Source organism: Pseudanabaena sp. PCC 9330, assembly GCF_055795045.1.
This window is the reverse complement of sequence record NZ_JAYFES010000099.1, coordinates 1-13,581: the sequence shown is the minus strand read 5'-3', so window position 1 is coordinate 13,581 and position 13,581 is coordinate 1. Positions and strand designations below refer to the sequence as shown.

Sequence of the window (13,581 nt, the reverse complement as noted above, 5' to 3'; positions counted from 1 at the left end):
AGCGCAGCTCAAGGAATTGCCCGACCCACCCCTGCCCCTCCTCGGAGGGGATGCTGAGCAAACCCACCCCTAGATTGGCCTATAGCCCCATCGCCTGGCGAATTTCGTCTGTGGCCTCAATCTGCTCCTCATTAAATCCGGCTTGCAATAGATGATCGAGATACTCGCGGCTGGTGTAGCGCCCGTCTAGGCTCAGAGCCTGACGGTAGTGGGCGATCGCCTCTCCCCGCTCCCCCGCGATCCAGTGGGCCAGGGCCAGAGCGACCCAGGGGTGGGGGTTGCCCGGTTCTAGGTCGGCGGCGATCGCGGCTTCAGAGATAGCCTGCTCGGTTTCGCCCAGGCGCTGGTAGGCCAAGCTGAGGTTGTAGTGGGCGATCTCGTTGCCGGGCCTAATCTGGGCGGCGCGGGTGTGGGTGGCCACGGCAGCATCGAGCTGGCCATCTACCAAATAGACAATGCCCAGGGCGTTGAGGGCGGGTACGTGGTCAGGGTTGTGGGTGAGGGCCGTTTGCAGCGCCGTAGCGGCGGGTGCAGAGAACCCAGCCAGGTGCTGAGTCCAGCCCAGCAGCACCTGGCCTTCGGGATTGCGCGGGTCGAGAGCAGCGGCGATCTTCAGGGTGGCGATCGCCTGCTCCAGATTCCCCTGCTGTCGAAAAGCCAGCCCCTCCTGTCGGTAACGCGCTGCCGTCGCCCCATCCACCAAAAACGGCGGATAGGCCAGCTGATCTAACGCTTCTGGGGAAAGCCTGGCAGTCTGCCAGGGCACCGCCGCCTCCCGCTGGCAGCTGACCAAAACTAAAGCTGTACAGAGTAACCACCCAGAGACTTTTCCCATAGATCGTGTTGGCTAGATTGATCAAAACATTCCTCGCGATCACACTCTATCGGCTCCTGCCCCATACAGCGCTACGCCCTCCTACGGTCATGCCCTCACCATTAACCTTTCCCCAGAGAGTTCTCTCTGAACGGTCTGGGGTCACCATTTCATGAGATACCAGTGCCGACTGTGCGATCGCCCCCAAGCGGGTAGATATAGCCCGGCCTGCCGTTAGCGTTTACCTTTTGCTCTAGAATTTGGTCAACGGCGGTTACCCTCCCGACAGCTCGGCACTCAGTTAACTTCTTCAGCGGCACCCTATGGCTACCGGATATCTCGCACTCGTCCTCCACGCCCACCTGCCCTACGTGCGTCACCCCGAGAGTGACTACGTGCTCGAAGAAGAGTGGCTCTACGAAGCCATCATCGAGACCTACGTGCCGCTGCTCACCATGTTTGAGGGGCTCAAGCGCGACGGCATCGACTTCAAGCTCACCATGAGCATGACGCCGCCCCTGGTCTCCATGCTGCGCGATCCGCTGCTGCAAGAGCGCTTTGACAACCACCTGGCCATGCTCGAAGAGCTCACCGAGCTAGAGGTCGAGCGCCACGTCCACAACGGCCACCTGCAATATTTAGCTGAAACCTACGCCCAAGAGTTTAACCACGTGCGCAACGTGTGGGAGAGCTACAGCGGCGACCTGGTCAATGCCTTTAAGCAGTACCAAGACAGCAACAACCTCGACATCATCACCTGCGGAGCCACCCACGGCTACCTGCCGCTGATGAAAATGTACCCCGAGGCCGTGTGGGCACAAATTCAGGTTGCCGCCGAGCACTACGAAGACACCTTTGGCCAACCTCCGAAAGGCATTTGGCTACCCGAGTGCGCCTACTACGAAGGCCTCGAGCGCATGGTCGCCGACGCCGGTCTGCGTTACTTTCTCACCGATGGCCACGGCATTCTCTACGCCCGCCCCCGGCCCCGCTTTGGCAGCTACGCCCCGATCTTTACCGAGAGTGGCGTCGCCGCCTTTGGCCGCGACCACGAGTCGTCGCAGCAGGTGTGGTCGTCGCAGGTGGGCTACCCCGGCGCGCCCGAGTACCGCGAGTTTTACCGCGACCTGGGCTGGGATGCCGAATATGAATACATCAAGCCCTACATCATGCCCAACGGCCAGCGCAAGAATGTGGGCATCAAGTATCACAAAATTACCGGCAAGGGCCTGGGCCTCTCTGACAAGCAGCTCTACGACCCCTACTGGGCCAAAGAAAAAGCTGCCGAGCACGCCGCCAACTTTATGTACAACCGCGAGCAGCAGATCGGCCACCTCCACGGCCTGATGCAGCGCCCGCCGATTATCGTGTCGCCCTACGACGCCGAACTGTTTGGCCACTGGTGGTATGAAGGCCCCTGGTTCCTCGACTATCTCTTCCGCAAGAGCTGGTTTGACCAAAGCACCTACGAAATGACCCACCTGAGCGACTACCTCCAGGGCCACCCCACCCAGCAGGTCTGTCGCCCCTCCCAGTCGAGCTGGGGCTACAAGGGCTTCCACGAGTACTGGCTAAACGAAACCAACGCCTGGATCTACCCCCACCTGCATAAAGCCGCCGAGCGCATGATCGACCTGGCCAAGCGCGAACCCGCCGACGAGCTAGAGTGGCGCGCCCTCAACCAAGCGGCGCGAGAACTGCTGCTGGCCCAATCCTCTGACTGGGCCTTTATCATGCGGACGGGGACGATGGTGCCCTACGCCGTGCGCCGCACCCGCACCCATCTAATGCGCTTCCAAAAGCTCTGGGATGACATCCTGCGCGAAAAGATTGACTCCGGTTGGCTAGAGAAGATCGAGGTGGTAGACAACATCTTCCCCAATATCAACTACCGCGTTTATCGCCCACTCTAAAGATACACGCTTCATAGAACCCCGGATTACACAAAATCCGGGGTTCTATACTATTACTCATCCGTCAATTATTGATTATCCATACTACTCAAATGCATAAATAGAGATGGACAACGAACAGTACAGAAATATCCTTCAACTCATTCTTGATCCGGTATTGCCGGGTGCCACTTACGGAGATTTGGAGCCTATTGGCAACCAAAAGAAGAGGGTTGCCTTCTTAAAAAATGGGACTGCATTGGGGATCTTAGCTCCTAACGAAGATAAGGATCAAAGATTTCTCGTGAAGAGAAGTCAACCGTTCAGCAAGAATGAGAAACTGTTTATAGAGGGCTTGGCAAACAGTCTATTTGAGATAAATTGTTTGTCTAATCAAGCAGCAAAATTATTATCGTTAAATATTCCTAGCGCAGCTATAGCTTACGCTTTGACCGAAAAGGAGGAAGATGACCTCATTCTCATCATTTCTGAAATCATAGAGAAGATGAGCGAATGGTCGTCGGAGACATATGAGGGGAGCAACATCTCCTTGTCATTTGTGTTTGACCGAGACAGCAATGAATCAAGCGAAATAAAATTTAAGGATTATGTACTAAAAGACTTCAGCAAGGTTCTAACGAATGGCTTTGATACCTACATTGAAATCAACAAAAATGGATGTATATCAGGATACAAATATATTAGTGCTTCAAGCTCTAGTGACAACTATAAATGCCCGCATAGATATACTGGAATTTGCTCTGTTACCGCTGGGAACAACAAGATTAGCTTTTTGCTTAACAGGAATGGTGAAATATTAATATTTAAACAAAATGAACTCGTGTTTGCAAAGAGAAGAGGCTACTGGACAATTTTCAATCACAATACAGTTATAGATAAAATTGCATTTGAAAGCAAGAAATTCGATAAAGAGCTTCGTAAAAGTGTTTATGCTTCAGCATTAGATGTTTCTTTTTCCAGATCAGGAGGATGTATCGCATATTTCTATAAAGGCAAAACAAGTAAGGGGATAGAGTTGGTAGGGGAAGAGAATCTTATGTCTTCGCAGGGAGATGCTAAAACAATATTCTTGAATAAGGTGATAACCGAGCCATTTCAAGATATTGATAGAGTTTTGAGGCAGGAACTCATAGCTATCGACGGCGCAACAATTATTGGTCAAGATGGAAGATTGCTGGCAGTTGGCTCAATTGTAAAAGTCAAGTCCGGGAGTGATGGAGGTGGTAGGTCTGCTGCCACACAAGGACTTAGCGGGTGTGGAATCGGAATAAAAATTTCAGAAGATGGCAAAATAACAGTCTACAGAAACCAAGAAAAAAAGTTTGGTTTTGCGTAGGATTTAGTGAATAGGCTGGTGGAGCGAAGCATAATCCAACGCGAACTCGGCTTTCTGAGTTCCGCTAGCACTCTACCTAACCTACAGCATTGAAGCATTGTTAGAAATTGTGCGTTAGGGGTAGTTATGATTGTTGTAGGTGATTTCTCACCCTACATGGAGAAAACTCTATGACCAACTTAACCGTTTCGCTCCCCGAAGCTCTCACCACCTATCTGCAAGAGCAGATTGCCGCAGGCCACTACGATACTGCCGACGATTATATTCAGGCTCTCATTCAGCAAGACAAGGCCCGCAAAGAGCACCTTGAACCCCTACTGCTCGAAGGGCTTGCTTCTGGAGAGGCAACGCCTATGACGGCCACCGACTGGGAGACGATTCGCGCCGCCGTTCGCCAAAACCAGAGTGGCAGCGCCTCAAATGGCTAACTTGGTCAAGCGCCCCATCGTTATTCAAGACCTGATTGCCCATGCGACCTACATCAGTCTTGACAATCTCGATGCGGGCGATCGCTTTCTATATGCTGCCGAAGCTACATTTCAGCGCATTGCTGCAATGCCTGGGATTGGGAGGTTAAGTGGGTTTAGCAATCCTGCGATCGCTGAGGTTCGTCAGTATTCAATCAGAGGTTTCAACAAATACATCGTCTTTTATCAAATTCATCCTGGGACAGTAGAAGTTATTCGAGTTCTTCACGGCGCTCAAAACCTTGAATTTATCTTGGATCAAGAAAACTCTTAGGTAATATCATGACCATTGCACCAATAGAGAGTCAGTTAATACTCTCTCCAGAGCAGCTACAAAAGCTTTTGCGAGAATTTAAAGAGCAACGGGGAGAAAGCTTTCGGCTAACTGCTCTGGGTTACTTTGGCTCCTATTCCCGTGGGGAAGCCAGCTCCGACAGCGATGTGGATATTGTGTTTCAGACGGATTATCCAAACTTTCTACTTACCTCGCGGCTGCGCCTCGACCTAATCGATCTTCTCAACCGCCCCGTAGACGTCATCCGCTACCGCGAAAACATGAATCCTCGCTTCAAGGCTCGTTTAGATAGAGAAGCCATCTATGTTTGATGGAGATGATATTCCTCAATTGATTGAAACAGTTCGCCAAATGATTCGAGACTTAGATAAGTAGGTTGAAACAAAGTTTAACCAACGCTGCAAGATTTGCGGGCTTGGTGGCAAGCGAACAATTAACGCAGAGGCGATCGCGCAGACTGGGCCAAACTTGACCGCGATCGCCCACCATGGGGGTTTAAGCGAGTGTGTGGTTCAGCGGTCGCCAATCGCAGTTCAGGCTGCGCACCCATATTTAATGTCTCTCTCAGGGGCAAAAGGCCTTTTGCCCCTACCAAAGTTCCTCCCTCAATTCAGCCATACCCTTTTCCTTAGGGCCTGGGCGGAATGGCCAAAGCTGTAGGTAGTTACCTAAAAATCAGCCATACTCGGCGAATCATGGCAGAATTCGTGGAATTGTCTACACCACCCCTAATTCCAATGGAAATTGACCCTGAGCTTTTAGACCCCTCAACCCGCTACAAACTGCTGATTGGCAGCGTCGTGCCCCGTCCGATCGCCTTTGTCTCTAGCCTGTCACCCCAGGGCGTGGTCAACCTGGCCCCTTTTTCCTACTTCAACGCGGTGGGCCACAAACCCCTGGCACTGATGTTTAGCGTCAGCCGCAAGCCTGACGGCAGCGACAAAGACACCCTGCGCAATGTGCGCCCGCCCAGCGAGGGCGGCACGGGAGAGTATGTGATTAACCTGGCGGTTGAGTCCTATGCCCACCAGGTGGCCGAGTGTGCCGAGCCATTGCCCTACGGCGAGTCAGAGTTTGACTACGTAAACCTATCAACGGCCCCCAGCCGCGTTATTCAGCCGCCCCGCGTGGCCGAGTCGCCGGTCGCTTTTGAATGTCGCACCCTGCAAATTGTGCCCGTGGGCGAGTTTTCGATGGTGATTGGCCAGGTGGTGCACCTGTTTGTGCGCGACGACGTGCTGGGCGAAAACAACCGCATTGACGCTGATAAATTGGGGGCGATTGGGCGCATGGCCGGTTATGAATATTGCCGCACGGGCGATCGCTTTGAGATTCCCAATGGCTTTCCTAAACCGCCGTCGGTCTAGGGGCGTGCTATGGGGCTGATGGTGAAGCGTTAGACCGGATCGAACCAATGGCTAACAGGCAACCCATTGGCCTGGAGCTGGGCGATCGCAACCCAGCCTGCGATCGCAGCATCTGGGTACTCTAAACGCAATAGAACTCGGTGGCATTGTATGGTCATTCACCCTGGGCAAACGCTGGGCTTGAGCCTTGGGGCCGTTGTGTTGAGCCTGGTTGAGGTCTGTGGGGCGATCGCCAGCCCAGCCCAGGCGCAGTCGGGGCCGATGCCCATTCCCCCCGCCTATTGGCAGGCTGTCGAAGATGCCAGAACGCCGGAACCCAGCGAAGTCTTTCGAGACCTCACCGCCATTACGCGCCAAAACAGCGCCCTAACTTGGGACGAGCGGGGCCATGTTTTAGTGGCGACCTGGGCCGACTGGGTCGGCTACACCCAAAACGTAGGAAATCGGCTGATCGTTACCCGCGATGTCTGGGTTACAGCTGTCCCCGATCTGCAACGCTTCTGCAATGCCTACAGCCCAACCGCCGAAGTTTCTCTAGCCGCGCGCCTCGGTCAGTTGCTCGGTTTGCCGCCCGAGCCCGCTGCCCAGGCAGCTAATCGCCAGGTGGTTGAGATCTGGGTAGACCCCCAATTTCTCTTTCGCCCCAGCCCCGACCCCGAAATTACCGATCACGAGGCTGAGCTGAGCTTTCGCACCGCCAGTGAGTTTGTCTCGGTGCCGAGCAGCTATCAGCACTGGTTCTATGCCCAGTACGACCAGCGCTACCAGCACCAGGGCCAGCCGATCGCAATCAACGACGCAGACCCCCCCAGCGCTCTGCCCTACCCCTGGACTCAGCTGGGCTATACCTACGACTGGGGCGATCGCGCCGACTGGGCTACTCTTGATGGCGATCGCCCTGCGAATGTGGGCCTGAGTGAATTTGTTGTTCGCCAGTGGTCACCGATCGCAGTCGAGGCCACGCAGCCGATTGACGATTACTGCCGCTAGGGGCAAGACTCAAGAATCCAGGGTTTTTCAAAAACCCTGGATTCTGTCGAAGTTATGTCTACGTCACGTTAACTACAGCTTAGCCAGCAGCCGCTGCACGATTTGCATACCGGTCAGAGCTTGCCAGCCAAATAGCCCCACCAAAATGATATTCAGGCTGATGTGGGTGAGCCGAGCCGTTTCGCTGCCCTTTTGCATAAAGGGTACCAGAGCTGCTGAGGTGGCAATCAGGGTGGCCATGCCCAGACCCACCAGCAGGTGAGGCCCCACGAACAGCTTGCCCGCCTCTATGTAAGTGGCCCCCATACCGCCCACGGTGCCAATCACCATGAAGGCCAGCAGGGCAGAGCCGACTTTGTGGTGCTTGAGGGCAAACTTGCCCTTGATCAGTTCTTTGCGGGTTTCGGCATCGGCCAGGCGGGTTTTGCGCGCCTGAATGCCTAGATAAAGCGCGTAAAGGGTAATAGCCAGCAGCAGCCACATCACCACGGGGTGAACAAAATTAAGCCAGGGTTTTAGGGTGTCTAAGGTCATGAGGCGCCAGTGTTACATTTATTCAAGAATTATAGGATTAGGGATTCTAGCTTGGCAAAGCTTTAGTCAGAATAGAGCAGTCATCTGGGGGAACTTTGGCCTAGATCAATCGTCAATTGGTCAACATAATTGTCTAGAGTTGTCTAGATAGTCAGGGTGCCAAACGCTACAAAACCCTTACACAGCCCCTCCCTAGGGCACAATGGGGCGGCTATCCCCATGCCAAAAATTCTTTTGATAGATTGGGCATTGGTTAAATACCAATCGTTCATGCCGCTAGAGCGGCACCCCCCACAATAAAAATCTATTTTTAGAGCAATCGTCTAGGCAAATTATTTCTGGCAGTACGACTCTTATGCAGCGGTTTAAACGGTTTTTAACGGCTCTGCTGGCTGGCCTGTTGGGGACGGTGCTGCTGAGCCAAGGCATGGGGGCGATCGCGTACCCTAGAAGCCAAGCACTCGCCCAAGAAACCCTGGCTCAAGAAATCCTGGCCCCAGCAGTCCCAGCCCCAGCCGCACCGGAAGACGGCTCTGCCTCGACTAGCCCCCTCCAGGTTGAGCCAGCCTCTCTCCCTGACCAAGGGCTGCCGGTTCCCTACCCTACCCAGCCCGACGGCACCCTCAAACTACCGCCCAAGGATCCTTCCATTCCTGGTCTAGAGGTAGAGGTTGACCCAGAGACGACCCACGACGAGGCTGAGGGGGCGACTGACCTATCCATGAGTCAGCTGCTCGTCGGCCTGTCGCCTGAGGCGGCTAAACGCAGCCAGATGCTGATGGAGGCCGATCGCCTTTACCAGGAGGGCGATCGCGACAATGCAGAACTGCTCTACCGTGCTGCTAAGGATCCGACTTGGCTGGCAGAAGCTGGGGCAGATGTGGCGATCGCCCCCATTGACGACCCCGCCGACCTACCCCCCGCCGGGCAGGTCTACTGGCGCGAGGCCATGGCCGGAGCCGAGTCTGGGTTTCCTAGCCGGGTCTTAGTGCCCTTAGAACTGCTGGTTAAAAACTACCCCGAGTTTTTGCCCGCTCAGGCCTTCTATGCTCGCTACCTGGTACAAAATGGCCGCGCCGATGAGGCGATGCAAATTCTCGATGCGGCGGTGACTCGCTTCCCCTTCTACCCTGACCTGCTCAAGGCCCAGGCCGACGTGCAGATGGCCCAAGAAAAGTGGATTGAAGCGGCCATTACCGCCAACCAGTTTGTGATCTTTAACCCCGAGCACCCCGAAGCTGAGGCCATGACGGCCCTGGCCCGGCAAAACCTCGATCGCTTTCGCGGCGAGATGAACCAAACGCTGACCCGTAACCTGGTGTCAAATATCATCACCGGGGCGGCGGGGTACATTCTCACCGGGGGGCTGCTGGGGCCGTTTAGCGCTATCAACTCCGGCATTTTGATGATGCAGGGCGAGAGCGGTCTGGGCGATCGGGTGGCTGAGCAGGTCAAGCGGCAGCTGCCCATGGTCGACGACCCCGAAATTCGCGCCTACGTCAACGATATGGGCCAGCGGCTGGCGGCGCTGGCGGGGCGCGACGAGTTTGACTACAGCTTTGAGGTGATCATGGATGACAGCCTCAACGCCTTTGCCCTGCCCGGCGGCAAGATTTTTATCAATGCCGGGGCGATCACCAAAAGCCACTCCGAGGCCGAGCTGGCCGGGCTGTTGGGCCACGAGATTGCCCATGCAGTGCTCTCCCACGGTTTTCAAATGGTGACCCGGGGCAACCTCACCGCCAGCCTGGCGTCGTTCATTCCTATCCCTGAGGTGGCCAATATTGCAGCGGGGCTGATCGTGTCGAGCTACTCCCGCGATATGGAGCGCCAGTCTGACATCCTGGGTACCAAGCTGCTGGCTACCAACCGCTACGCCGCCGATGGGCTTCACAACCTGATGCTCACCCTTGAAGCAGAGTACGGCAATCGAGGGGTGACTTGGTTTGCGTCACACCCCAACCCCGGCGATCGCGTCAGCTATCTAAAACAGTTAGTCGACCAGGGGGGCTTTAACCGCTACACCTACGAAGGGGTTGAGACCCACCTAAAAATGCGCCATAAAATGACTCAGCTGCTGACCGAGTACAAGCTAGAGCAAGGACGGGAGGACAACGCGCCTATGCGCGATCGCCGTTAGCATCTCGTCCACGACGGCTTAACCCACCTCGCGCAGGGTCTTTTCTGCGGCCTCGGTTTCGCCCAGCACCGTGAGAAACTGAAGCGCCATCGCAATGTAGGTGGCGCACTGGGTGGGCGGCAGCTGATAAAACGCCTGCCAGGCAGCGGCCTTATCAGACTCGTAGGTGCCAATGCGATCGGGCTGGTGGTCAAGCCAGCCGAGCCGCACAGCATGGCCGATTAGCACATCTAAATAAATGTGATCTTCGAAGTAAAGGTCGGGATTGACATTAAAAATCTCTCCCATTTCCCGCAGGGCTTCGAGGTTGACATGGCGGTACTCTGGTGCCTGAATTTTATTCAGCAGGTGGGTGATGCGGCGCTCAAAGTTTTGCTCGCCAGGGGTCATCTCCGAGAGAATGCGATCGCTATCGAGCCGGTTTTTGCGATCGAATTTGTTGCCAATCACAATGCCTTTCGAGTGCTTCAGTACCTCCCACACCTGGGTGTAGAACCCCTCAGAGATGCGGGCGATTTCACCGTCGATAATGCGTTTGCGCCACCAGTCAGTGGGCTTGGCCTCGGCGGTTTCGGGCTCAGCCTCGATGCCGGTGGGCAGCACCTGCCAGTTGATCGAGATGTGGGGCTTAATGTGCAGCGACTCGCGGCGAAACACCGACTGATTGAGCCCGTCAAACCCGGCCAGCACCTGGCGCAGGCGAGTTTTTAGCTCAAAAGGGCTGAGGTCGATCAGCTGACCGTAGGCTTCGTCTTGGGTAATGCCGCGCTCGCGGGCGAGTTCGCTGGTGATTAGCAGCAGCAGGTAGCCAATCCGCAGGGTCATCAGCCCTTTGAATAAACTGGGTTCAGCTTTAATTAAGATGCTTAGATCGATCAAGATCTCCTGGGTGAGCACGTGGTCGCGCACATCATCACCGCAAAAGGTGCGAATTTTATCGACAATCTCGCTGTGGCCCATGGGTTCGGTGATCAGCGACGCCTCACTGTACGACTTGCCCACCGAAATCTGCTTTTGACGCACTAGCAGCTCGGTCACCGCGTCCGACAGGGTGATGTCGGCCTTGCCCAGCAGCCCAGCGGCCCGACGCAGCACGCTCCACTGCTCTAGCTGGCTGGCCTTGGCATAGACCTCATCGAGCAGGTTTTCGACGGTGACGGCCCGGCTGGGGCTGCCCAGACCAGTGTTAAAGTCGCTGCCATGCAGGTGCTGAAGGGTGGCGAGCAGCTCTAGCTGCTCGTAGACATTGTTCGACTCGCGCAGCTGGGTAAGCAGGCGATCGATGTCGGTTTCATTCTCCACGTCATACTCTTCGAGCAGCGACAGGGGGCCGTCGTGGCCTGACTCAAAGCCCAGATAGGCCGTCCACAGAGGTGTATAGCCCACGGAGGTGCTGCCCAGCTGGTAGCCGTTGACGTTGTCGATACGCTCTAGGTTAGTGGTCATGGTGAGCTGGTGCAGAGGGCCGAGCTTGACCGGCACATGGTCACAGCGATCGCCCTGCAACTCCTGCATTAGCGCCATCAGCGGCGACTCATAGATCGGCTTACGTCCCAGCTGAAACATGGCGTGGGTCAGCAGCAGCGTTACCGTGGGTCGCCCCGGCTCGCGCCAGTGGTCGTAGATGTAGGCCAGCTCGCTGCGCATCTGAGCCACCAAAAAATGGTAGTCGAGGGTGAGATAAAACCGCTGCTGATCTAAGAACGACGGCAAAAACACCACCGACTCGCCCTTGATGCGAAAAACACGCGATGTGGTCAAGCTGCGCAGCCGCCGCACCGGGCGACCGCTGAGGCCCAGCTTATCGTTCTTGCCGATCTCGGCATAGATCGACGACAGCTCCGTGGCCGGAAACACCTGCACCGGGGCAATTTCTTCAAGGGTTTGGGTGGGCAGGCCGTAGGTGGCCAGCTCCGTTTGCAGGGCTTTGTCTTCAGCGAGTAGCGCCACCTGCACCACCGGGTAGCGGTGGTCGCCCAGGGCGCGGTACCGCCCTAGGGGGTCAATGTCGCTGGGCTTGAGCAACCCGTCACGAAGCAGCTGCCCCAGCAGGTAGAGGCTCTGCGCCCATACCAGGGGCAGGTTGTCGTTGGGTAGGCGAGTCTGGCTGCCGGGTTTGGCCCGCTCGGCCTCAATTTTTTCTTCGGGCACGTAGTACAGCTCGGGCAGCAGGCCCACCCCGTCGCGCTCGACTTCTAGGGCTGCCAGCCGCGCCTGGTAAAACTCAATCTGGTCTTTGTCGCCCGCAAACAGGCTGTCGAGCCATAGATAGGTAAAAAACAGTGGCCACTCGCACTCGATGTGCTCAAACTGCTTCAGCTCTTCGGGCTCATAGTGCAGCCGGGTAGTGTCTTCGATCACCGCCTGGTGGCCATCGCGCAAAAACCGCTTGCAGCCGTAGCGCCCCTGGAGCTTATCGACAATCTTTTGCCGGGTCTTGCGGGCCAAATCGGCATCGTCAATGGCAAAGGCGGGGTAGCCAATTACGTTGAGCAGAGCGGCATCGACCTCCTTCGAACCCGATTCTCGGGGCAGCATCGACTCTAGGGTGATGCGGGCGCGGGCAATCTCATCGGTGAGCACGTGGATGGTGGAGGCCTGCCCGCCGCGCATGCCAAACAGATTGAACCCTCGCAGCGCCTCTAGGGCCGCCTTGGCTAACCCCACAGAGCTCGCATTCAGCTCCGGCTTGCCGTGGTTCATTTTGTTGCCCCGCTCCCAGATGCCGTAGTCGGGGGTGCGGTAGGCCCGGCCAATGTAGTAGACCAGGTTTTGCACAAAGTTGACTTCATCTTGGGTGAAGATGATTTGCAACCCCGAGGCGGTCATCTGGGCCAGCATGAGCAGGTACACCGAGGTGGCGTCGATTTGCAGGTGGCCCCACTCGTCGTCGCCCACTACGGGCAGCCCGGTGCCGGTGTCGTACTTGGCGTGCAGCGCCTGCAGCGGATCTTGACGTTCTTTGAAATGCTCGACTTTTTTTGACTGGCGCAGCATGGCCTGGAGCAGGCCGCGCATCAGCTTGACTACGCTCTGCTCTAGCTCGACAGTGCGGCCTTGGTCGTCGTCAAGGTGGCGGTAGGCCAAGCCCACCCCCCACACCGCCAAAATGCTAAACACGTTGTCGCGTACCCAGGCGTCAGTGTAGTCACCGTGCACATTCACCGCCGTGCTGGCTGGCAAGAGGCCGCTCACCGGGTGCTGTCGCGACAAAATCACGGTTTTAACCTGGTGATAATAGCGATCGAGCTGCTCTTGAAGGGCGGCTGAAGACATAGGCGGCGACAATAGGAACGACAGGGAAAGAAATTAATCGGGGTTTAACCCACTCTAGGGGCGATCGGCCAGATAGTAGTTATGGAGGTTACAGAATTCTGTGAATTGAATCTAAATGACTGACGGCAAGGCACTGCTAGGTAGATCTCTGGACTGCCCGATAGAGTTGAATGAGAATTTTGGCTAGACCTCCCAATTTCTGCGTGAGCTTGCTGATCGTCTCTCTAGAGTAAAGGAGAGCTGGTACAACAGCACCTTGATAACCCATGTCTGACTTTCAAGGAACCCGCCCCAAGTTGTGAGCAATCGTTCTGACGAGCGTCGCAAAACTATTCGCCTTCCAGTCTTTCTACCCTGGTTGACTGACAAAACTAATCGGCAGCATAGCAGTACGTGTGTATTTTGAACTCGATTCGATAGATGCGCTGCTCATGTTGTTTCCGAGACGC

11 protein-coding genes are annotated in these 13,581 nt (G+C 55.8%); 8 read left to right on the top strand and 3 right to left on the bottom strand.

Going from position 1 to position 13,581, the window contains the following annotated elements; translation table 11 throughout:
* Nucleotides 1-79: 79 nt before the first annotated feature.
* Complete coding sequence (locus AC0QKW_RS10820; RefSeq protein ID WP_473151081.1) at nt 80-835, bottom strand: tetratricopeptide repeat protein; 756 nt, start codon at nt 833-835, stop codon at nt 80-82.
* 302 nt (nt 836-1,137) lie between these two features.
* On the opposite strand from AC0QKW_RS10820, the gene AC0QKW_RS10815 reads away from it, so the two are divergent.
* The 7 genes from AC0QKW_RS10815 to AC0QKW_RS10785 all read left to right on the top strand — a co-directional run bounded on the left by AC0QKW_RS10815 (nt 1,138) and on the right by AC0QKW_RS10785 (nt 7,182).
* Complete coding sequence (locus AC0QKW_RS10815; protein ID WP_473151080.1) at nt 1,138-2,727, top strand: glycoside hydrolase family 57 protein; 1,590 nt, start codon at nt 1,138-1,140, stop codon at nt 2,725-2,727.
* A gap of 106 nt (nt 2,728-2,833) precedes the next feature.
* Nucleotides 2,834-4,063, top strand: a complete 1,230-nt coding sequence (locus tag AC0QKW_RS10810) for a hypothetical protein (RefSeq protein ID WP_473151079.1) — start codon at nt 2,834-2,836, stop codon at nt 4,061-4,063.
* A gap of 170 nt (nt 4,064-4,233) precedes the next feature.
* Nucleotides 4,234-4,491, top strand: coding sequence for a type II toxin-antitoxin system ParD family antitoxin (locus AC0QKW_RS10805; RefSeq protein WP_473151078.1), 258 nt, complete (start codon nt 4,234-4,236; stop codon nt 4,489-4,491).
* Entirely contained in the window at nt 4,484-4,804 is a 321-nt protein-coding gene (locus tag AC0QKW_RS10800; protein WP_473151077.1) for a type II toxin-antitoxin system RelE/ParE family toxin, read from the top strand. The genes AC0QKW_RS10805 and AC0QKW_RS10800 overlap by 8 nt, the downstream gene beginning before the upstream one ends.
* Before the next feature lie 8 nt (nt 4,805-4,812).
* Nucleotides 4,813-5,136, top strand: coding sequence for a nucleotidyltransferase family protein (locus AC0QKW_RS10795; protein ID WP_473151076.1), 324 nt, complete (start codon nt 4,813-4,815; stop codon nt 5,134-5,136).
* Between the two features lie 426 nt (nt 5,137-5,562).
* The gene (locus AC0QKW_RS10790; RefSeq protein ID WP_473151075.1) at nt 5,563-6,192 is read left to right on the top strand and encodes a flavin reductase family protein; all 630 of its coding nucleotides are present in this window, start codon (nt 5,563-5,565) and stop codon (nt 6,190-6,192) included.
* Between the two features lie 150 nt (nt 6,193-6,342).
* Nucleotides 6,343-7,182, top strand: a complete 840-nt coding sequence (locus tag AC0QKW_RS10785; protein ID WP_473151074.1) for a hypothetical protein — start codon at nt 6,343-6,345, stop codon at nt 7,180-7,182.
* Between the two features lie 72 nt (nt 7,183-7,254).
* Here AC0QKW_RS10785 and AC0QKW_RS10780 read toward each other — a convergent pair whose 3' ends face one another.
* Nucleotides 7,255-7,716 (bottom strand): DUF4079 domain-containing protein, encoded by a 462-nt coding sequence (locus tag AC0QKW_RS10780; protein ID WP_473151073.1) that lies wholly within the window; start codon nt 7,714-7,716, stop codon nt 7,255-7,257.
* Between the two features lie 355 nt (nt 7,717-8,071).
* Between AC0QKW_RS10780 and AC0QKW_RS10775 the strand changes: the two genes are divergently transcribed.
* Entirely contained in the window at nt 8,072-9,856 is a 1,785-nt protein-coding gene (locus AC0QKW_RS10775) for a M48 family metalloprotease (protein ID WP_473151072.1), read from the top strand.
* Nucleotides 9,857-9,874: 18 nt separating this feature from the next.
* Here the strand turns inward: AC0QKW_RS10775 and AC0QKW_RS10770 are convergent, their stop codons facing one another.
* Complete coding sequence (locus AC0QKW_RS10770) at nt 9,875-13,132, bottom strand: phosphorylase b kinase regulatory subunit alpha/beta (protein WP_473151071.1); 3,258 nt, start codon at nt 13,130-13,132, stop codon at nt 9,875-9,877.
* Between the last annotated feature and the right edge of the window lie 449 nt (nt 13,133-13,581).